At 71.4% G+C, this 20,751-nt stretch carries 20 protein-coding genes and 1 tRNA gene; 15 read left to right on the top strand and 6 right to left on the bottom strand.

The annotated features are described in order from the left end of the window. The first annotated feature begins 55 nt into the window (after positions 1–55). The 13 genes from ACGFIS_RS21405 to ACGFIS_RS21345 all read left to right on the top strand — a co-directional run bounded on the left by ACGFIS_RS21405 (position 56) and on the right by ACGFIS_RS21345 (position 15,747). Positions 56–1,174: a 50S ribosomal protein L11 methyltransferase gene (locus tag ACGFIS_RS21405; RefSeq protein WP_392972236.1), complete on the top strand. Its 1,119-nt coding sequence runs from the start codon at positions 56–58 to the stop codon at positions 1,172–1,174. Continuing rightward, complete coding sequence (locus ACGFIS_RS21400) at positions 1,171–2,592, top strand: iron-containing redox enzyme family protein (RefSeq protein WP_392903668.1); 1,422 nt, start codon at positions 1,171–1,173, stop codon at positions 2,590–2,592. The genes ACGFIS_RS21405 and ACGFIS_RS21400 overlap by 4 nt, the downstream gene beginning before the upstream one ends. Further along, the gene (locus ACGFIS_RS21395; RefSeq protein ID WP_392903670.1) at positions 2,585–3,685 is read left to right on the top strand and encodes a serine/threonine protein kinase; all 1,101 of its coding nucleotides are present in this window, start codon (positions 2,585–2,587) and stop codon (positions 3,683–3,685) included. Before ACGFIS_RS21400 ends, ACGFIS_RS21395 begins: the two co-directional genes overlap by 8 nt. A gap of 31 nt (positions 3,686–3,716) precedes the next feature. After that, entirely contained in the window at positions 3,717–4,985 is a 1,269-nt protein-coding gene (locus tag ACGFIS_RS21390) for an ATP-grasp domain-containing protein (protein ID WP_392903672.1), read from the top strand. After that, positions 4,982–6,250, top strand: coding sequence for an MFS transporter (locus ACGFIS_RS21385; RefSeq protein WP_392903673.1), 1,269 nt, complete (start codon positions 4,982–4,984; stop codon positions 6,248–6,250). Before ACGFIS_RS21390 ends, ACGFIS_RS21385 begins: the two co-directional genes overlap by 4 nt. Positions 6,251–6,317: 67 nt before the next feature. Continuing rightward, positions 6,318–7,580, top strand: coding sequence for an ATP-grasp domain-containing protein (locus ACGFIS_RS21380; RefSeq protein ID WP_392972234.1), 1,263 nt, complete (start codon positions 6,318–6,320; stop codon positions 7,578–7,580). Between the two features lie 15 nt (positions 7,581–7,595). Continuing rightward, entirely contained in the window at positions 7,596–8,885 is a 1,290-nt protein-coding gene (locus ACGFIS_RS21375) for a hypothetical protein (RefSeq protein WP_392972232.1), read from the top strand. Positions 8,886–9,023: 138 nt separating this feature from the next. Next, positions 9,024–10,445: a cytochrome ubiquinol oxidase subunit I gene (locus tag ACGFIS_RS21370; RefSeq protein WP_392972230.1), complete on the top strand. Its 1,422-nt coding sequence runs from the start codon at positions 9,024–9,026 to the stop codon at positions 10,443–10,445. A gap of 14 nt (positions 10,446–10,459) precedes the next feature. Next, positions 10,460–11,476 (top strand): cytochrome d ubiquinol oxidase subunit II, encoded by a 1,017-nt coding sequence (cydB, locus tag ACGFIS_RS21365; protein WP_392972228.1) that lies wholly within the window; start codon positions 10,460–10,462, stop codon positions 11,474–11,476. Beyond that, positions 11,473–13,128 (top strand): thiol reductant ABC exporter subunit CydD, encoded by a 1,656-nt coding sequence (gene cydD, locus ACGFIS_RS21360; protein WP_392972226.1) that lies wholly within the window; start codon positions 11,473–11,475, stop codon positions 13,126–13,128. Before cydB ends, cydD begins: the two co-directional genes overlap by 4 nt. Before the next feature lie 46 nt (positions 13,129–13,174). Beyond that, complete coding sequence (cydC, locus tag ACGFIS_RS21355; protein WP_392972224.1) at positions 13,175–14,914, top strand: thiol reductant ABC exporter subunit CydC; 1,740 nt, start codon at positions 13,175–13,177, stop codon at positions 14,912–14,914. Positions 14,915–14,959: 45 nt separating this feature from the next. After that, entirely contained in the window at positions 14,960–15,265 is a 306-nt protein-coding gene (locus tag ACGFIS_RS21350; protein WP_392903690.1) for a hypothetical protein, read from the top strand. Then, positions 15,262–15,747 (top strand): hypothetical protein, encoded by a 486-nt coding sequence (locus ACGFIS_RS21345; RefSeq protein ID WP_392972222.1) that lies wholly within the window; start codon positions 15,262–15,264, stop codon positions 15,745–15,747. Before ACGFIS_RS21350 ends, ACGFIS_RS21345 begins: the two co-directional genes overlap by 4 nt. A 560-nt stretch (positions 15,748–16,307) precedes the next feature. On the opposite strand, the gene ACGFIS_RS21340 is transcribed toward ACGFIS_RS21345, so the two are convergent. From ACGFIS_RS21340 to ACGFIS_RS21330, 3 genes are all read right to left on the bottom strand, one after another. Beyond that, positions 16,308–16,380 (bottom strand) — tRNA-Ala (locus tag ACGFIS_RS21340). A gap of 117 nt (positions 16,381–16,497) precedes the next feature. Next, the gene (locus ACGFIS_RS21335) at positions 16,498–16,854 is read right to left on the bottom strand and encodes a hypothetical protein (RefSeq protein ID WP_392972220.1); all 357 of its coding nucleotides are present in this window, start codon (positions 16,852–16,854) and stop codon (positions 16,498–16,500) included. A gap of 22 nt (positions 16,855–16,876) precedes the next feature. Then, the gene (locus tag ACGFIS_RS21330; RefSeq protein WP_392903696.1) at positions 16,877–16,996 is read right to left on the bottom strand and encodes a DLW-39 family protein; all 120 of its coding nucleotides are present in this window, start codon (positions 16,994–16,996) and stop codon (positions 16,877–16,879) included. A 229-nt stretch (positions 16,997–17,225) separates the two neighbouring features. Here ACGFIS_RS21330 and ACGFIS_RS21325 point away from each other — a divergent pair, with 229 nt between their 5' ends. Then, positions 17,226–17,435 (top strand): hypothetical protein, encoded by a 210-nt coding sequence (locus tag ACGFIS_RS21325; protein ID WP_392903699.1) that lies wholly within the window; start codon positions 17,226–17,228, stop codon positions 17,433–17,435. A gap of 17 nt (positions 17,436–17,452) precedes the next feature. Then, positions 17,453–18,244, top strand: coding sequence for an SDR family NAD(P)-dependent oxidoreductase (locus ACGFIS_RS21320; RefSeq protein WP_392903701.1), 792 nt, complete (start codon positions 17,453–17,455; stop codon positions 18,242–18,244). Positions 18,245–18,359: 115 nt separating this feature from the next. On the opposite strand, the gene ACGFIS_RS21315 is transcribed toward ACGFIS_RS21320, so the two are convergent. The 3 genes from ACGFIS_RS21315 to ACGFIS_RS21305 all read right to left on the bottom strand — a co-directional run bounded on the left by ACGFIS_RS21315 (position 18,360) and on the right by ACGFIS_RS21305 (position 20,568). After that, positions 18,360–19,277: a DMT family transporter gene (locus ACGFIS_RS21315; RefSeq protein ID WP_392903704.1), complete on the bottom strand. Its 918-nt coding sequence runs from the start codon at positions 19,275–19,277 to the stop codon at positions 18,360–18,362. A gap of 183 nt (positions 19,278–19,460) precedes the next feature. Beyond that, a complete protein-coding gene (locus ACGFIS_RS21310; RefSeq protein WP_392903707.1) occupies positions 19,461–20,378 on the bottom strand; it encodes an AraC family transcriptional regulator in 918 nt (305 codons plus the stop codon). Then, on the bottom strand, positions 20,335–20,568 hold the full coding sequence (locus tag ACGFIS_RS21305) for a hypothetical protein (protein ID WP_392903710.1): 234 nt from the start codon (positions 20,566–20,568) through the stop codon (positions 20,335–20,337). The genes ACGFIS_RS21310 and ACGFIS_RS21305 overlap by 44 nt, the downstream gene beginning before the upstream one ends. Between the last annotated feature and the right edge of the window lie 183 nt (positions 20,569–20,751).

Here is a 20,751-nt window from a genome sequence, read left to right as displayed (position 1 = left end):
GACGGACAGCGCCACCAACACCTCACCACCTGGTCCGAACCGAGGAGGCACGGTCGTGGAGCCGACGCACGAATCCGACCTGCTGGAGCCCGCTCCGGAGATCCACGCCGACCTGGAGCTCGCGCACTTCCTGCGCTGGGGACGCGACCTGCACCACCAGGGCCGCTACGAGGACGCCGCCAAGGCGTACGAACTCATCCTCGGCGTGGACCGCGACAACGAGGAGGCGCGGATCGGCCGGAACCGCGCCGTCCGCCGCGCCGTCCCCCGCTGGCACTGGGAGATGCTGCACGACGAGGAGCGCGCCGAGCTCTACGACCGGGCGATCCGGCGGGCGGTCGCGTCGGACCCGGACTCGCTCGTGCTGGACATCGGCGCCGGATCGGGACTGCTGGCGATGATGGCCGCCCGTGCCGGGGCGCGCCAGGTCGTGGCGTGCGAGGGGCAGCAGGCCGTGGCCGAGACGACCTCCCGGGTCGTCCGGGTGGCGGGGTACGACGACGCGGTCACCGTCGTCCCGAAGATGTCCACCCGGATGACGGTGCCGGAGGACCTGCCCAGGCGGGCCGACCTGCTGGTCACCGAGATCGTCGACTGCGGGCTGCTCGGCGAGGGCATCCTCGGCACGATCGCGCACGCCCGCGAGCATCTGCTCACCCGGGACGCGACGATCATGCCGTCGCGGGGACGGATCATCGCCCAGCTGATCGAGAGCGAGCCGCTGCACCGCAAGAACCACGTGGGCAAGCTGTACGGGTTCGACCTGGCGCCGTTCAACCGGCTGTCGACGCTCGAGTACTTCGACTCCCGGCTCCACCGGCACGAGCACCGGGCGCTGTCGGACCCGCTGACGGTGTTCGACTTCGACTTCCACACCGCCGACGCGACACCGCGCAGCACCGAACTCCTGGTGCGTCCCACCGCCGCGGGAAAGCTGCACGCGATCGCGTTCTGGTTCGAGATGGAGTTGCTCCCCGGCATCACCCTCGACAACGCACCCGGGCACGACTCGCACTGGAAGCAGGCGATCCAGTGCCTGCCCGCCCCGGTGCACGTCCAGCCGGGCGAGCCGGTCGTGCTGGACGCGGCCCACGACGGCGAGTGCGTCCGCTTCACCGTTCCCGCCGGGACGGCCCCCGGCCAGGACCGCGATGTCTCGGAGGCGGCGCGATGACGATCACCACGTCGGAACGGTCCGGTGCCCTCGCGGCGTACTGCGCGCAGCGGATCTTCCAGCCGGGGCCGGAGGTGTACATCGCCGGGAACCCGTTCCGGCGGCCGATCGGCCCGCCCGGCGCGGGAGACCGGGACTTCTCCGTCCCGGCCACCGAGGCGGAGTTCCTGAGCGGCGGGCAGCTCGTCGCGGGGCGCGTGCTGTGCAACGCCTACGAAAGCGACATGATCCTGTTGCCCGCCGAGGGCCTCGCGGCGGCCAAGGACGACTTCGACCTGTTCTACGGCGACGAGGTGCGGCGGCTGCGCGACCTCGTCCGGCCGGATCTGGAGCGCTACGCCTTCTCGTTCCTGGACGACGCCGTGCCGGTCCCGCCGGTCCGGACGCTGGACGAGCTGCAGGAGTACTTCCTCGCCGAGGTCGGCGGGGCGGGGGCGCCGGCGGACGCGTCCGGGAACAACCCGGCGGTGGACGCGGCCGCGCCGGTGACCGGCACGATGCGGACCATCACCGAGTGCCGGCACCCGGAGGAGGCGGCGGCGCTGCACCTGATCCAGCTCGCGCTGGACGCGCTGACGGAGGCGTCGGCGATGGCGCGCAACCTGGGCGGGTCCTACGGCGTCGAGCAGTCCGAGCTCTTCAAGATCTTCAACGACGAGTTCGGGTACGGCGTGTACGGCGCCAAGCACAGCACGATCTTCAAGGAGATGCTGGCCAGCGTCGGGCTGCGCACCGACGTGCACGCGTACTGGAACTTCTACCTGACCAGCTCCCTGGTCGGGGTGAACTACTTCAACTGGCTCACCGAGGACCACCGCGGGATGTTCCGCTACATGGCCGCGGTGACGTACCTGGAGTGGCTGTTCGCCCAGGGGTTCGCCGATACCGGGGCGATGCTCCGCGCCGTCTACGGCGACCGGGTCGACGCCAAGTACTGCGACGAGCACGCCCACATCGACATCCACCACGGGCGGATGACGTACGAGAACCTCCTGCTCGGGCTGGCGCGCACCCACGGTGAGCTGGTCATCCCCGAACTGGTGCGCGGCATCGAGGACACCAAGCTCCTGCTGCGGCTCGGCGACGCCGACTTCCGCGCCCAGATCGCCTGGGCCGACACGCTCGACGACCACGCCGAGGCCGGCGCCGCGCTGGCGTCCTCCGGGCTGGACGACGCCGTGACCAGCACCCTTCGCCCCGACAGCCCGTTCTGTACCGGCGTGTACGAGACCGACCGGCTCGTCGAGGTCACCGCCGGTGAGGTGGACGTGTACGCGTGGGCGACCGAGCACCCGCACCGCCTCGGTGCTGGCGACGTGCTGCTGGTGCCGCGCAACCGCCTGCACGGTTTGAAGGCCGCCTCGCCGGAGGCGCGCGTGACCGTCCGAACCATCGAAAGGACGTCCCACGATGGCTGAGAACTCCTCCCCGGTCGGCTCGTACAACGAGTGGGACCCGCTCGAAGAGGTGATCGTCGGCGTGATCGACGGCGCCGCCGTCCCGCCGTGGCATCCGGCGATCGAGGCGACGGTGCCGCCGGAGGCGTGGGACTTCTACCGCCGCAACGGCGGCGGCGGCTTCCCGGCCGATCAGGTCGACGCGGCCCGCGAGGAACTCGACGGGTTCGTGTCGATCCTGGAGGGCGAGGGGGTGACGGTCCGGCGGCCCGACCCGGTCGACCAGTCCCGCTCGTTCGGCACCGCCGACTGGTCGTCCACCGGCGGGTCGTCGCACACGTTCCCCCGCGACATCGCGCTGGTGGCGGGGGACCAGATCGTCGAGGCGACGATGGGCTGGCGGTCGTACTACTTCGCCACCCACCCGTTCAGGACGATCTTCAAGGACTACTTCCGCCGCGGCGCCCGCTGGGTCGCCGCGCCGAAACCGCAGCTCACGGACGCGTCCTACAACCCCGGCTACGCATCGGCGAAGCCGGAGACTCCGTCGCCGGACGACCCGTTCCCTGACATGACGTCCGTCATCACCGAGTTCGAGCCGATCGTGGACGCGGGCGACTTCATGCGGTTCGGCCGCGACATCCTCGTCCAGCGCAGCCACGTCACCAACCGGTTCGGCATCGAGTGGACGCGGCGGCTGCTCGGCGACGAGTTCCGGGTGCACGAGGTGGCGTTCATGGACGACCATCCGATGCACCTCAACGCCACGTTCGTCCCGCTGCGTCCCGGCCGCGTCCTGATCAACCCGGAGCGGGTGCCCGAACTGCCGGAGATGTTCGCGGACTGGGACGTGCTGATCTGCCCCGAGCCCGCCATCCCCGCCGACCAGACGATGTACTTCTGCAGCCGCTGGATCGCGATGAACACCCTGATGCTCGACCAGGACCGCATCTTCGTGGAGGCGCAGGAGACCGAGTTGCTGCGGCTCCTGGAGAAGGAGGGCTTCACGCCCATCCCCGTCCCGTTCCGCACGGTCAACACGTTCGGCGGCGGTTTCCACTGCGCCACCCTCGACGTCCGCCGGCGCGGCGGACTCCAGGACTACTTCTCCTGACGCTCCCCCGACGCCCCCCAACGAGGTCCGCATGTCGCACAACCCGTCCGCGGGCGACGACCGTCCGCTCCTTCTCCTGGTCGCGAGCAGCTACTGGGTCTACCGCGCCTACATCCTGGAGTCGGTGTCGGCGCGGTACCGGCTCTGGCTGCTCAACCCGGCCCCGGCCACCTGGGAGGACCCCTACATCATCGGGCACACCGTCGTCGACTGCCTCGACCTGGAGAAGCTGACGGCGGCTGCCCGCGAGGTCGCCCGCGACCACGACGTCGCCGGGGTCTTCTGCTACGACGAGGTCTACATCGAGACGTCGGCGCATCTCAGCGCGGCGCTCGGCTTCCCCGCCCTGGACCCGGACGCGGTGGCGCGCTGCCGCGACAAGTCCGCCGCCCGCACGGCACTGCGTGACGCGGGGCTGCCGCAGCCCGCGTCCCGTGCCGTCGCGTCGCTGGAGCAGGCCCGCGCGTTCGCGGACGAGACCGGTTACCCGGTCATCGTCAAACCGCGGAACCTCGGCGGCAGCCTCGGGCTGAGCAAGGCCGAGGGGCCGGGCGACCTGGACCGCGCGTTCGCGCTGGCCGACGGCACGCGGATGGGCGGCATCCGCCAGTTCGACGACTACGTGATCGTGGAGGAGTTCCTCGACGGCCCGGAGGTCTCCTTCGAGTGCGTCGTCCACAGGGGCGAATGCACGCCGCTGGTCGTCGCGCGCAAGATCCTCGGCGGCAGCGGCGACCTGGCGTTCGAGGAGATCGGCCACGACGTGGACGCGAACGACCCGCTGCTGACCGACCCCGCGATGCTCGACACGCTGAACCGCGCCCACGCCGCCGCCGGATTCACCGACGGCTTCACCCACATCGAGTTCAAGCTCACCCCGGACGGCGCACGGCACGTCATCGAGATCAACGCCCGGCTCGGCGGCGGGATGATCCCCTACCTCGGGCTCCTGACCTCCGGCGTGGACGCGCCGCTCGCCGCCGCGGACGTCGTGGCGGGACGTCCCCCGGCCCCGGCGTTCCCGGGCCCCCTCCGGGCCGCGTCGATCAGGTTCGCCTACCCGCCCTACGACATGGAGGTCACCTCGGCGACGGCGCACCGCGAGCTGATGCGTCCGCCGCTCGCGGAGGTGGAGGTCGGCGTCCAGCCGGGGATGCGGGTCCGGCGGCCACCGCACGGCCTGGCCCGCACCGGCTTCGTGATCGCGGTCGGCGCGTCGCCGGAGGAGACCGCCGCCGCGGTCGCCGATCCCGGACGGTACTTCACGTTCGAGGGGACCAGGCTGGAGCCCGCGACATGAGCACCGCCGAGCACCCGACCGTCATGTCGACGCTGCGGGAGATGAACGAGACCGTCCGGATCCTGGTCCTGGGCAACCTGATCAGCAACCTGGCGACGTTCCTCAACGCGTTCCTGGTGCTGTTCCTCACCGACAAGGGATTCACCGCGTGGGAGAGCGGCTTCGTGCTGACCGCCCTGATGATCGGGCGGATCTCCGGCTCCGCGGTGGGCGGCGCCGCCGCCGACCGGGTCGGATACCGCGCGGTCATCGTCGGCTCGATGGTGAGCACGGCCGTCCTGACCGCGGCCCTCGTGCACGTGCCGGACATGTGGACCGGCGCCCTCGTCGCGGCGGGCGCGGGCATGGCGGCGCAGGCGTACCGTCCCGCCGCGATGGCGTGGGTCGTGGAGCTGACGCCGAAGAACCGGCACGTCATGGTCTTCTCGGTGCTGCGGCTGACGTTCAACGTCGGCGCGACCCTCGGCCCCATGGGCGCCGCGCTGCTGCTGACCTACGCGTCCTACGGCGCCCTGTTCTACGTGGACGCGGCGACGTCGCTGGCCTTCGGCATCGTCGCCTACGCGGCGCTGCGCTCCAACCCCGAGCCGGACGCCGGTGGCGACAAGTCCGGCGGCAAGCGCGCCGGCTATGCGCAGATCCTCGCCGACCGGCGGTTCATGCTCGTCGTCCTCGGCCTCTTCTTCACGGCGGTCGCCTACATCCAGGCGTCGGCGGCGCTGCCGCTCTTCGTGACGGGTTCGGGTCACGACGAGCGGGTGTACGCGACCCTGCTGACGATCAACGGGGGGATCGTCATCGCGTTCGAGGTGCTGCTGTCCAAGTGGCTCCAGCGGCTCCCGATCGGGCTCCCGATGACCCTCGGCATGGCGATGCTCGGCGTCGGCCACCTCCTCTTCACCGGGCCGACGCCGATCGCGCTGCTGCTCGTCGCGACCGTCGTGTGGACGTTCGGCGAGGTCATCGCGGCGCCGTCGATGATGGCCTACCCCGGCCTCGTCGCGCCGCCGGCGCTGCGCGCCCGCTATATCGCGGCGGCGACCGTCCCGCAGCAGGTCGGCTACGCCGTCGGCCCCATGATCGGGATCGCCGCGTGGCACACCTGGGGTTCGGGGGTGTGGGTGCTGACCGGGACGTTCGGGCTCCTCGCCGCCGCGCTCGTCGCGGCCGGGGCGGGGCTCGCGCGGCGCCGTCCGCCGGACGAGGCCGACGGACCGGACGAGCCCGAGCCTGCGCCCGTCAAGACCACCGGGGGTGGTGACTGACGTCCGTCCCGCCACCCCGACCGCGCAACCGAACCGACCAACCGGAGACACCGGAGACAGGGTGAACATGATGAACAGACCAGTCGTGGCGATCGTGAGGCCCTTCACCTCGGCGGCGATGGTCGCCCCCGCGCTGCGGAAGGCGGGGTTCAGCCCGGTGGCGGTGATGGACTACACGGGGCCCTCGCTGGCCCCGCTGCACTCCTCGCACGACCCCGGCAACTATGACGCGGTCGTCAACCACCACGGCGACATGGCCGGGACCGTCGCGCGGCTCGGCGGGCTGAAGCCGATCGCGGTCATCCCCGGCGTCGAGGCGGCGCTGCGGCTCGCGCAGGAGTGCTCGGACGCGCTCGCGCCCGAGTTCTCCAACGTCGCCGAACTCGTCGACGCCCGGCGGCACAAGTACCTCATGCACCAGGCGCTCACCGACGCCGGGCTGCCCGTCCCCCGGCAGATCTCCACCACCGACCCGGAGGAGGTCGCCGCGTGGATCGAGCGCGAGGGGCTCGCCGGTCGGGACCTCGTCGTCAAGCCGCCGACCAGCGCCGGCACCGTCGGGGTGAGCCGCGCGCCCGGCGGGCAGGGCTGGCGCGAGCTGTTCGGCGCGATGCTCGGCACCCGCGACAAGCTGGACGTGCTGGCCGAGGAGGTGCTCGTCCAGGAGATGATGACCGGCACCGAGTACGCCATCGACACCGTCAGCCACGACGGCCGGCACTCGATCACCGACATGATCAAGTACAGGCGGGTGCCGTTCGGCGAGGGCATCGCGGTGTACGACTACGTCGAGTGGCTCCCCTACGACACCGACGCCTACGGCGAGCTGATCGACTACGGGCTCGGCGCGCTGGACGCGGTGGGGCTGCGCAACTGGGCGGCGCACACCGAGATCATGATGACTCCGGACGGCCCGCGGCTGCTGGAGGTCAACGCGCGCCTGGCCGGTGCGGGCAACCCGGCGGTGACCGAGATCGCCACGGGGGAGAGCCAGGTCACCCGGATCGTGGACGTGTGCCGCGGTCTCGGCCCGGAGATGCCGCCCGGCTACACGCTGCGGCGCAACGTCACGGCGGTGTTCCTGATGTCGCACTCCACCGGCGTCGTCCGCAACGCGGAGATCTACGACCAGGCCCGTGACCTGCCGAGCTACCACTCCCCGGTGCACGTGGTCGGCACCGGCGACCACGTGGACGCCAGCACGGACCTGTTCGCCAGCATGACGATGGGCTACATCATCCTCGCCCACGAGGACGCGGACCAGATCCACGCCGACCGCGAGGCCATCCGGAAGATCGAGAAAGACCTGATCGTCGACCCCGACGCCTGACGGAAAGGCCCGCAGATGGTCACCGAGAAGTACCTGGCCGCGTGCGCCACGGAGGGCGGCGGCCTGCGCGATGTCATGGCGGAAGCCGAGTTTCCGGCGGTGTTCACCGAGGCGTGGGAAAAGTATCTGCTGCCGCGTCCCCTGTTCTCCGAGGAGGGCCGGACCCGCCGCGCCGCGGCCGACCTCGCCGGGCTGTTCACGCTGATGGCGTCCCTGCCCGACCGGCTGTTCGACGGCGACCGGCGCAAGTTCTGCGCGGCGATCGGCGCCGACGAGCGGCGCACCGCGCTCATGACCGCCCTCGGCGGCGAGCCGCATCTGTACGGGCGGGCCGACCTCTACGACGACGGGACGCGGTTCCGGCTGCTGGAGTTCAACATCGGCAGCGAACTCGGCGGCGTCGACGTCAGCGAGGTCAACCGGGTGCTCCTCGCCCACCCGGAGTTCGCCGAGTTCGCGGGCGAGCACGGGCTGTCCCACGTCGACACGCCCGCGGCCATCGCGCGTCAGTTCGTCCGGGCGACGCAGAAGGAGGCGCCGGTCGTCGCGACCCTGGAGGCGATCGGGGGGCTGATGGCGTACGAGCCGCTGCACCGTTCCTTCCAGGAGACGATGAAGCGGTGCGGGATCGAGCTGCTGCTCGGCGAGGTGGACCAGGTGGAGGTGAAGGGCGACCGGTTGTTCCTGCACGGCCGTCCGATCGACCTCGTCCTGCGGTACTACTCCGTCAACCAGCTTGCCCGCGACCCGCGCAACGACGTCCACGCGGAGACCGTCATGCGCGCCCACGAGGACGGGAAGGTCGTCCTCTGGACTCCCCTGTCGAGCACCATGCTCTCCTACAAGAGCTGCCTGCCGCTGATCTCCGACCCGGACCTGTGCGGGGATCTGACCCCGGACGAGAACGCCCTGATCGAGCGGATCCTGCCGTGGACGCGGACCCTCACCCCCGGCCTGGTCGAGCAAGTCCGCGCCGAACGGGAGGAGCTGATCCTCAAGCCGTTCGCGGGCCTGGCGGGCCGGGGCATCCACGCGGGCTGGGACCAGACCGACCGTGAATGGGCGGAGACGATCTCCGACTGCCTGGACCGGGACCACATCGTCCAGCGGCGCGTCGTCCCGGTCCGGGAGCCGGTGATGGATCCGGCGAGCGGCGCGGTCCAGGACTGGCTGGTCGTCTGGGGCCTGTTCGTCTTCCCGGAGGAGTACGGCGGCGCGTCCTGCCGTGCGGTGCCGTCCGGCGGCACGTCCGTGGTCAACCTGGGCAGCAAGGGCGCGAAGGTCGCCTCGGCGTTCCACTACTGACGGGAGTCCGGGCCGGGCGTACGGCGTCCCGGGGCGTGTGACGCACTCAACGACTTTCCGTAGTACTACAGCTCGTAGTATGTCTAGCGAAACGTAGTACTACAGCTTGTAGTAGATAGTCGTGAGAGGCCCGCGCCCATGGATCCTGTCGACATCGCACGGTGGCAATTCGGGATCACCACCGTGTACCACTTCCTCTTCGTCCCGCTGACGATCGGGCTGTCCGCGCTGGTCGCGGGCCTGGAGACGGCGTGGATCCGAACAGGCAAGACGGCCTACCTCCGCGCCACCAAGTTCTGGGGCAAGCTCTTCCTGATCAACTTCGCGATGGGGATCGTCACCGGGATCGTGCAGGAGTTCCAGTTCGGCATGAACTGGAGCGACTACTCCCGGTTCGTCGGCGACGTCTTCGGCGCGCCGCTCGCCATCGAGGGACTGCTCGCGTTCTTCGTCGAGTCGACGTTCCTCGGGCTGTGGATCTTCGGCTGGGACCGGCTGCCCAAGGTGCTCCACGTGATGTGCATGTGGCTGGTCTCCATCGGCACCGTGCTGTCGGCGTTCTTCATCCTCGCCGCCAACTCCTGGATGCAGCACCCCGTCGGCTACCGCATCAACGAGGAGACCGGACGGGCCGAACTCACCGACTTCTGGGCCGTGCTGACCAACCCGACGCACCTCGCCGCGTTCCCGCACACGGTCACCGCCGCGTTCGTCACCGGCGGCATGTTCATGGCCGGCGTCAGCGCCTGGCACCTCGCCCGCCGCAAGAACGTGGAGGTGTTCCGCCCGTCGCTGAAGCTCGCGCTGGCCGTCACCGCGGTCGCCTCGATCGGCGTCGCCATCAGCGGCGACACCCTGGGCAAGGTCATGACCGAGCAGCAGCCGATGAAGATGGCCGCCGCCGAGGCCATCTACGAGACCGAACGGCCCGCCGGGTTGTCGGTGTTCACCGTCGGGACGCTGGACGGCGAGGAGGAGATCTTCGGGATCAAGGTGCCGGCCATCCTGTCGTTCCTGTCCACCGGCAGCTTCGACGGCGAGGTCCAGGGCATCAACGACCTCCAGGCGCAGGCCGAGTCCGCGCACGGACCCGGCGACTACCGGCCGGTGATCCCCGTCACCTACTGGAACTTCCGGATCATGGTCGGGGCCGGTCTCCTCACCGCGCTGATCTCGCTGGGCGGGCTGTGGCTGCTGCGGCGCGGGCGGCTGCCGTCCGGCCCCTGGGTGTACCGGATCGGCATGCTGTCGCTGACGCTCCCGTTCATCGCCAACTCCGCCGGATGGATCTTCACCGAGATGGGGCGGCAGCCCTGGTCGGTGTGGGGCGTCCTGAAGACGTCGGCGAGCGTCTCCCCGGGCGTCGGCGCCGGCTCGATGCTCATCTCCGTCGTCTCGCTGACCGTGCTGTACGGCGTCCTGATGGTCATCGAGGCCGGGCTGATGCTCAAGTACGCCAAGGCCGGACCGCCCTCGGAGGACGAGGTGCTGCCCTCGCCGTCCTCCGACGGCGATGACGACGACTCCGACTCCGAGCGCTCGCTCGCGTTCGCCTACTGAGAGGGCCGCCGGTCATGGAACTCACCACCGTCTGGTTCATCATCATCGCCTTCCTGTGGACGAGCTACTTCTTCCTGGAGGGATTCGACTTCGGCGTCGGCATGCTGCTGCCGGTGCTCGGCCGCGACGACGTCGAACGCCGCGTCGTCATCAACACCATCGGGCCCGTCTGGGACGGCAACGAGGTGTGGTTCATCGTCGCGGGCGCCGCCATGTTCGCCGCGTTCCCCGAGTGGTACGCCACCCTGTTCAGCGGCTTCTACCTGCCGCTGCTGCTGATCCTGCTCGCCCTGATCGTCCGCGGTGTCGCGTTCGAGTACCGCGGCAAGCGCGACGAGGCGCGGTGGCGCGCCCGGTGGGACAAGGCGATCTTCTGGGGCAGCCTCGCCCCCGCGTTCCTGTGGGGCGTCGCGTTCGCGAACATCGTCCGCGGCGTGCCGCTGGACGCCGACCACGAGTTCACCGGGACGCTCGTCGATCTGCTCAACCCGTACGCGCTGCTCGGCGGTCTCACCACCATGATCCTGTTCGTCCTGCACGGGGCGGTGTTCCTCGCGCTCAAGACGTCCGGGGACATCCGCGTCCAGGCCCGCCGCGTCGCGAACATCGCCGTCGTCGCGGCGATCGCCGCCGGCGGCGGCTTCCTGCTGATCACGCAGCTCGAGCACGGCAAGCCCGTGACCTGGCTGACCGCCGGGGGCGCCGCCGCCGGGCTGGTCGCGGCCGGCCTCGCCAACGCGCGGGGACGCGAAGGCTGGGCGTTCATCGGCACCGGAACCGCCATCGTGCTCGCCGTCGCGACCCTGTTCACGGCGCTGTTCCCGGACGTCATGCCGTCCACCCTCGGCGCCGCAACCGGCCTGACCACCGAGAACGCGGCCTCGACCCCCTACACACTGAAGATCATGACGTGGGTCGCGGCGGTGTTCACCCCGATCGTGCTGATCTACCAGGGCTGGTCGTACTGGGTGTTCCGCAAGCGCATCGGCACGTCCCACATCCCCGCCCGCAAACCCGAGCCCGCGAAATGAAACCCCTCGATCCCCGGCTGCTGAAGTACGCCCGGACGACACGGATCTTCCTCCTGTCGTCCGTGGCGCTCGGCACCGCCACCGCCGGGCTGATCATCGCGCAGGCGACGCTGCTCGCCGACATGCTCACCCGCGTCTTCCTCGGCGGCGCGTCCCTCGGCGACCTGCGCACCCCGATGCTGCTCCTGCTCGCCGCCGTCGCCGGGCGGACGCTCGTGGCGTGGCTGCAGGAGGTCGCGGCGCACCGCTCGTCCGCCGCGGTCAAGTCGCAGCTGCGCGGCCGGCTGCTCGCGCACTCCCTGCTGCTCGGCCCGCGCTGGCTGTCCGGCGAACGCAGCGGGGAACTCGCCACCCTCGCCACCCGCGGCATCGACGCGCTCGACGACTACTTCTCCCGCTACCTGCCGCAGCTCGTGCTCGCCGTGATCGTCCCGGCCGCCGTCGGCGCGCGGATCCTGTTCGGCGACTGGCTGTCCGCCGTCACGATCGCCGTGACGCTGCCGCTCATCCCGATCTTCGCGATCCTCGTCGGCCTCACCACCCAGCGGAAGATGGACCGGCAGTGGCGGACGCTGTCCGTCCTCGCCGCGCACTTCCTGGACGTCGTCGCCGGGCTGCCCACACTGAAGATCTTCGGCCGGGCGCGGGCGCAGGCGGCGAAGATCCGCGAGGTCACCGACCGGCACCGGCGGGCCACCATGTCGACGCTGCGGATCGCGTTCCTGTCGGCGCTCGTCCTGGAGCTGCTGTCGACGCTCTCGGTCGCCCTCGTCGCCGTGTCGATCGGACTGCGCCTCGTCGAGGGCGGCATGGGCCTGGAGACCGCGCTGCTCGTCCTGATCCTCGCGCCGGAGGCGTACCTCCCGCTGCGGCAGGTCGGCGCGCAGTACCACGCGAGCGTCGAGGGCCTCACCGCCGCCGGGCGGATCTTCGAGGTGATCGAGACGCCGCCACCACCCACCGGCACGCGCACCGACGTCCCCGACCTGGCGCACGCCACGCTCCGCCTCGACGGCGTGACCGTCGCCTACGACGGACGCGACGTCCCCGCCCTCGACGGCTTCTCCCTCACCGTCCACCCGGGGGAGACCGTCGCGCTCACCGGGCCGAGCGGGGCCGGCAAGTCCACCGTCCTCGCCGTGCTCCTCGGCTTCGTCCGGCCCGACTCCGGGCACGTCCTGGCCGACTGGGACGACCTCGCCGACCTCGACCCGGACGCCTGGCGCGCCCGCATCGCGTGGGTGCCGCAGCGCCCCCACCTGTTCGCCGGGACGGTCGCCGCCAACATCCGCCTCGGCCGCCCGGACGCGACGGACGCCGACGTCCGGGCCGCGGCGGACGCCGCCAACGCGCTGGAGTTCATCGACGCCCTGCCCCGCGGCCTCGACGCGCCCCTCGGCGAGCGGGGCCTCGGCCTGTCCGCCGGCCAGCGGCAGCGCATCGCCCTCGCGCGTGCGTTCCTGCGGGACGCGCCGCTCCTCCTGCTGGACGAGCCGACCTCGAACCTCGACGCGGAAAGCGAGGCCGCCGTCATCGACGCCGTCCGCCGCCTGGCGGCCACCCGCACCGTGATCCTCGTCGCCCACCGCCCGGCCCTCACCGCCCTGGCCGACCGCGTCGTCCACATCGAACCCGCGACGGTGACGACATGACCGCCCGCCGCGCCGCGGCGCACACCCCGTCCGTGGAGGTGGCGGCATGATCCTCCGGCTCCTGAAACTTGCCCGGCCGGCTCGGGGGCGGCTCGTCATCGCCGTCCTGTTCGGTGTGCTGGCCCTGGGCAGCGGCGTGGGGCTGATGGCGACCTCGGCGTGGCTCATCTCGCGCGCCGCGCAGCATCCGCCGGTGCTGACGCTCATGGTCGCGATCGTCGCCGTCCGCGCGTTCGGCCTGGGACGCGGCGTGTTCCGCTACATCGAGCGCCTCGCCGGGCATGACGCGACGTTCCGGATCCTCGCCGATCTGCGCGCGCGTGTGTACGAACGGCTGGAACGGCTCGCGCCCGGCGGGCTGCCCTCCTTCCATGGCGGCGACCTCATGAACCGGCTCGTCGCCGATGTCGACGCCGTCCAGGACCTCTTTCTCCGGGTCCTGCTGCCCTGCACGGTCGCCGCCGTCGTCGGTGGCGCTTCCGTCGGTCTCGCCTGGGCGCTGCTCCCTTCGGCCGGTGCCGTCCTCCTGTTCGCCTTGCTGCTCGCAGGTGTCGTCGCGCCCTGGCTGTCGGCCGCCATGGCACGGCGTGCCGAGCGGCGGACGACCGACCTGCGCGGCGAACTCACCGCACATGTGGTCGACACCCTCCAGGGCGCACCCGAACTCATCGCCTACGGCGCCGCCCCCGCCCAACTCGCCGAAGCCACCCGGCTGGACGGCGACTTCACCCGCGCCACGGCGCGTTCCGCCGCCACCGCGGGCGCGGGCGCCGCCATCTCCGCCCTCGCCGGAGGCCTGGCCGTGTGGGGCAGCCTCGCCGTCGGTGTCCCCGCCGTCCGCTCGGGAACGCTCGACGGGGTGCTGCTCGCCGTGGTCGTCCTGCTGCCGCTGGCCGCGTTCGAGGTCGTGGCCGGGCTGCCCTTGGCCGCCCAGTACATGGAACGTGTCCGCCGTTCGGCCTCGCGCATCTTCGCCGTCCTGGACAGCCCCGAACCTGTCAGAGACCCGGCCGACCCCACACCACCGCCTGCGGCCCCCCACACCCTCTCGGTGGAGAACCTGCGAGCCCGGTGGACGCCCACCGGACCGTACGCCCTCGACGGCATCTCCCTGGACCTGACCCCGGGCCGCCGCTGCGCGATCGTCGGGCCGAGCGGTTCCGGCAAGACGACGCTCACCGCCGTCCTCCTGCGCTTCCTGGAATCCGCCGGCGGCAGGGCGACGCTCAACGGTGTGGACCTCCGCGCCCTCACCGGCGACGACGTCCGCCAGGTCATCGGCCTCTGCGCTCAGGACGCCCACCTGTTCGACTCGACGATCGGCGAGAACGTCCGCCTGGCTCGCCCTTCCGCCACCGACGCCGAGATCCGCGACGCCCTGCGCCGCGCCCGCCTCCTCGACTGGGTCGACGCCCTGCCTCGGGGCCTCGACACCCACGTCGGCGAGCACGGCGCCCAGGTCTCCGGCGGCCAGCGCCAGCGCATCGCCCTGGCCCGCGCCCTCCTCGCCGACTTCCCGATCCTGCTGCTGGACGAGCCCGCCGAGCACCTCGACGTCGCGACCGCCGACGCCCTCACCGCCGACCTCCTCACCGCCACCGAGGGCCGGACGACCCTGCTGGTCACCCACCGCCTCGCCGGCCTGGACGCCGTCGACGAGATCATCGTGCTCGACGAGGGCCGCGTCGCCGACCGCGGCACCCACGCGGACCTGCTCTCCCGCCCCGGCATCTACCGGTCCCTGTGGCACCGCGAACGCACCGCCGAGCCCGCCCGGCCACGGTAGAAGGTGCCCGGCACCAATCGTCATACGGCATGTTACGTTAGAGCCATGGCGAACATGAGGTTCAGCATTTCGGCGGATCCGCAGGTTCACGCGGCGATCAAGGTTCACGCTGAAGCCGCCGGCATGGACGTCTCCGGCTACCTGGTCGCCGCCGCCACGGCTCAGATGGCTGCGGACGACGCGGCGGCGGCCGTGTTCGTCCCATTGGACACCGACAACGCCGCGGCGCTGGATGAGGCGATTCAACCTTCCAGCCCGCCCGCGTTCGAGGAACTGACGTCCGAAGAGCAAGCGCAGGTCCGCAGGATCCTCTCCTCGGCACTCGGCTCGGACAGCGCCGACGTCGCATGAGCGCCCGTACCGTCGTCTACGACACCGGCATGCTGCTCGCCATGCTGAGCGGCGACAGGGTAGCCCTGGTACTGCACCATGGCCTGCGTGCCGCGCCTCACAGGCCCGTCATCATCGGTCCGGTCCTGGCACAGGCATGGCGGCCCGACCCCAAGACCGTCCACGCGTTCAGCGGATACCTCCGGGACTGCACCGTCCCCCAAGCGCGAGGTGCCGCGGCGCCTGTCCAGGGGAAGTACGCTGCGAACGCGGGGTGTGTGGCCTGCTCGAAGGCCGCCACTCTGGACTCGTACAAGCGAGCCGGCGCGATGCTCGCCAAGGCCGTGCCCCCGGGTAAGAAGCGCCCGGATGCCGCGGACGCGCTCGTCGTGGTGACCGCCGCGCTGCACATCCCCGCCCTCATCGTCACCAGCGATCCCGGCGACCTGGCCGCCTACGCCGCGACCCTCGACAACGCGGACATCGTCATCGAGCGCATCTGACCGAGCCGCCGCCGACCTCCTCGGCGGGCATGGCCGTCGTTGACAGCGTGACGGGCGCGGGAGCCCGCGCCATCGGTCATCGGTCATCGGTCACGGCGACGCCGCGCTTCGTCCGTCCAAGACAAATCGGCTCCACTGTGTCCTTGGGAGCCTCTGTCCCATGCGCGCATGTCGCGACGGTTCTCCCGAGTCTCGGCCGTCAGCGCCGCACCGTCTCGCAGCCGATGCCCCCGCCGGCGGAGACGCCAGTCGAAAACCACGCCGTAGGCGAGCAGAAGGGCCAAGAATCCGAGGACCAGCCACCACATGCGATCATCCTCGCTCCCCAAGTCAGGGCCGACAAGGGAGAATTACTCATGCCGCTCCAGCAGTGTCCTGGTTGAGACCAGCCCCCGCTCGACTCCGGCGCCCAGGCCTGGTCTGCACATATCCGCCCTACGCGGCCCCGTCCGAGCTCCGCGAGCCCCTTGATCACCTTGCGAGCGGGCACGGAAAGTAGAGATCGTGAAAAGCAGGAGCCCAGGTCGGAAGTTCGGTTCTGACCTGGGCTTCTTGGTGGGTGGAGCCTAGGGGATTCGAACCCCTGACACCTGGCTTGCAAAGCCAGTGCTCTACCAACTGAGCTAAGGCCCCGTGCGGCGGGACAAGCCTACCCGTGGTCGGCGCCCGCCGTGGCACCGACGGGGGCGGGGAGAAGACGGTCCGGGAGGGCGGCGACGCTGGGGAGGATATGGGTGACGCCGGCGGCGGTCAGGCGGCCTCGTCGTGGGCGCCGGTGAGGACGTCGGCGACGATGGACGCGCCGGAGCGGCGACCGGACACGGGTCTCGGGCCATGCCGGTCAAGGAGCCGGCCATAGGAACGCTCGAACGCGAAATTCGCGGCCTGGGCGCGGGGCTCGTCGAAGAGCGAGCGAAAGATGTCGATCTTCGATTCGCCGCGCGAATCGTGGAAGCGGGCCAGAGCACGCTCATGTGGCACCGCGCCGGAGACGATCCCCAGGGCGGCGATCGCCTCCGCGAAGGCGGTGTGGACGGCGTCTCCGTCCGCGACAGTGGTCCCGGCGAGATCGAGGCAGGCGACGGTGATCGGGTCTGCTTCGTTCACGCCGGGGCCTATCGCCGGCGTCTCAGCCGTCGGACGACGTGGCCTCGTTCCACAGGTCCAGCTCGGCGCGATCCTGCTGCAGCCGACGCCAGACCGCGAAGCCACCGAGAGCGACAACGGCGAGAATGAGCAGCTTCTTCACGGTGGGACCCCTTCACCTCGACTATGAAGTCAAAACCCGGGATTCGTTCGCATCAGCGTCTGCTTCCCAGGCTCCTCGCAGCCTAGCAATCGTTCATGGTCGTTCCGCACCCCACACCGTTATCGGACCCGCCGTCCAATCTCGGTGCGGGTGCTGTCACGTCCGCGCCATCTCGCCGGGACGGCCGGGCGGCCTCATAATCCGGTGGGACGACCCTTCGGGAGAGCCGATGGCGGACGACGACTTCCGGCGCTGGGAACGCGAGTTCGACTTGGGCGCGCCGGAAGACGAGCCGTCCGGAGGCCGGGGAATGGTACTGACCGCGGGTGTGATCGCGACGGGATGTACCGCCATGATCGCGATGGGTGAGGTCTCGCTGGGCACGGCCGGGCTGGTGCTCGCGTCGATCATTCTGCTGCTGTGGCGGATCGGGATGTGATCCGCCATGATCTCGCCATGGAGCTGCGTGGAGCGAACGTCCTGGTGACCGGGGCGACCGGCGGGATCGGCCGGGCACTGGCGACGGCGCTGGCCGAACGCGGTGGGCAGGTCGTCCTGACGGGGCGGCGGGCGGACGTGCTGGAACCGCTGGCCGAGCGGCTCGGCGGCCGGTCCATCGTGGCCGACCTGGCGGATCGTGCGGCGGTCGAGCGGCTGCTGGACGAGGCGGGCCGGGTGGACGTGCTCGTGGCGAACGCGGCGCTGCCGGCGTCCGGGCTGCTGGACGAGTACTCGATCGACGAGATCGACCGGGCGCTCGACGTCAACCTGCGCGCACCGATCGTGATGGCGAAGCTCGCGGGCGAGCGAATGGCCGATCGTGGCCGCGGGCATCTGGTGTTCGTCTCGTCGCTGGCCGGGAAGACCGCGTCCGGCCACGCGTCCCTCTACAACGCGACGAAGTTCGGCATGCGGGGCTTCGCGCTGGCGTTGCGGGAGGACCTGCGGCCGCACGGCGTCGGCGTGTCGACGGTGTTCCCGGGCTTCATCCGGGACGCGGGCATGTTCGCCGACACCGGGGTCACGCTGCCCAAGGGGGTCGGTACGAAGTCGCCGCGGGACGTGGCGCGGGCGACCGTCCGGGCCGTCGAGAGGAACATCGCGGAGATCGACGTGGCGCCGCTCGGGCTGCGGCTCGGGGCCAGGCTGGGCGGGGTCGCACCCGTCCTCTCGGCGGCCGTGCAGCGGCGGGCGGGCGGGTCCCGCGTCTCCCGCGGCCTCGCCGACGGACAGCGCGGCAAACGCTAGCGACCAGCCCGGTCCGCACGTGGCGTTCCGGGCGGTCGCCTTTTGATCGGCGGGGCCGCGAACGGGCACGGCGTCCACCGGACGGGACGGCAGGGCTCCCTGCCCGGCCGAGTCGCTAGGCCCGGGCGCCCTCGGCGTCGGCGGAGGCGTCGCCGACCGGAGCCGCCCGCGCGGGCGCCGGGGCCCGGCGCACGGTCGCGAGGACGGAACCGCCGAGGATCAGCAGGAACGACGCCATGATCGTCCCGGTGAGGGGCTCGCTGAGGAACACCACCCCGGCGGCGACCGCGACGGCCGGGTTCACATAGGTGAACACCATCCCCCTGGACGTGCCGACCTCCCGGATGAGCTCGAAGAACACGATGAACGCGAGCGCCGTGCACACCAGGCCGAGGCCGATGAGCGCGGCCAGGACCTGCCCGCTCGGCATCGACTCCGGCCAGGTGTAGATCGCCGGTCCCGTGTAGACGAGGGCGGCGATGGCGAGCGCGTACGCGGCCAGGTGCAGGCTCGGAACGTCCTGGAGGCGCTTCATGGCGATCATCGGCGCGATCGAGTATCCGAGCACGACCAGCATGACCTCGCCGACCGCCCATGCGCTGCCGCCGCCGAGGTGCGGCGCGGCCAGCACGCCGACGCCGGCCAGCCCGACCAGCAGCCCCGCCCAGCGCGCCGGGCCGAGCCGCTCGGCGTCGCCGGTGAGCCTGGCCAGCACGACCCCGACGATCGGGACGGCGGCGATCAGCAGCCCCGTCATGGAACTGGTCAGCCGGTTCTCGGCGTCCGACAGCAGCGCCCAGGGGCCGAGGATCTCGACCGCCGTGAACGCCAGCAGCGGACGCCAGTGGCGGCGGACCACGTCGAACCGCCCGCCCCGGATCGCCAGCGGCAGCAGCACGGCCGCGCCGAGCGCGGTCCGCGCGAACACCACCATGGGTACGGAGACGCCCTCGACCGCCACCTTGATCATCAGATAGGGGACGCCCCACAGCACACCCATCAGCACGAACAGCATCCAGCCACGCCGGCTCAATTCCGACCTCCCCGTTCCCCTCCGCCCGACAACACTCCACCGCCATCCCGCCGGCACACCCCCGGCCCGACGAGACCGGCCGGCACGGACTCCGGCCAGTCGCACCGACCCGGCACACACGTCCGCCGGAGAGCCGGAGAGACCGCCCAGCACACCCCCGGCCTGCGAAACGGGTGGACGAGTTCAGGATGCGCGGCGGCGGGGGGCGCTGTCTTGAACGCTGTTGCGGTAAGCGCCCGGTGTCACGCCCACGACTCGCCGGAACCAGCGTGTGAGATGCGCCTGGTCGGCGAACCCGACGAGCGTCGCGGCCTCCGCCGGGCGGTGCCCCGCGTCCAGAAGGGCGCGGGCCCTGGCCACCCGGTGCTGAGCGAGCCACGCGTACGGCGGCATGCCGACGGCTTCGCTGAAGGCGCGCAGCAGCTGGTAGCGCGAGAGCTCCAGGTCGGCGGCGACCTCCGTGAGGGTCGGGGTGGCGAGCAGCTCGTCCGACAGGCGGGTCGCGACGGCGCGTGCGATCCGTCCGGCGTCGGTCCGGCGGCGTCCCGGGACGGTTCCCGGGCCCGGCCCCGCATGCCGCCGGACGAGCGTGCCGAGGACGCCGAGCAGGCGCGACTCGCCCTCCAGTGGGTCCTCACCGAGCCGCAGGGCGTGGTGGGCGAGGCGCAGCGCCTCGCCCAGCCGCCGATCGTCGATGATCGGTTCCCGGAAGTGCGGCCGCACCTGCGCCCGGCCCGCGTCGGCCGCCATCGCGGCGCCCAGCAGCTCGGCGTCCGGGTAGACGCACATGTAGGCGAAGCCTTCGGGACGGGCCGGGCCGCCGGTGTGCGCCTCTCCCGGTTCGATCACGACGACGCTGCCCGCGCCGGAGTAGATCTTCTCGCCGCGGTAGCGCATTGTCTCCAGGCCGTCGACCGTGACCCCGATGGCGTATTCGGCGTGGATGTGCGGCGCGTAGTGCCGGCGGGCGATCCGGGCCGTCAGCAGGTCGAGCGAGGTCCCCTGAATCCCGTCGACCCGCGTCCAGAGGGTCCGGTCGACGGGGGCGACCCCGTGGTCAGGCGGAGAAGACGTGCCGGAGCCGCCAGCGATCCTCGTCACGGCCGAGCTCCGCGACGGCCACTCCCTCGGCGCCCGTGACGCGGACCCTGTAGACCCGGCCCTCCTGGGCGGTCCCGTAGGTCTTCAGCACCTCGTCGACCGCGTAGCGCGATCCCCGCCACTCGTAGGCGGTGAGACGTCCCGCCGGGTCGTGCTCTGCGCGGACCGGCTCGTTCAGCAAGTGCCCCATTCGGCGAGCGTAGCACGCATTCGAACTGGTGTTCGCAGGCCAGAAGGGGTCTCCGGACCTTGTGGACGCCGGACTCAGGCCTTCGCACGCACCCGCGGCCGCACACCGCCGGGCGTGGCGCGGCACTCGACGTCATACCGGTATTCAGCCGGAAGGCATGGCCCATGTCCAGACCAACGGAGA

It is taken from the genome of Spirillospora sp. NPDC048824 (genome assembly GCF_043198455.1).
Classification (GTDB): domain Bacteria; phylum Actinomycetota; class Actinomycetes; order Streptosporangiales; family Streptosporangiaceae; genus Spirillospora.
This window is presented reverse-complemented; position numbering and strand designations above follow the sequence as displayed.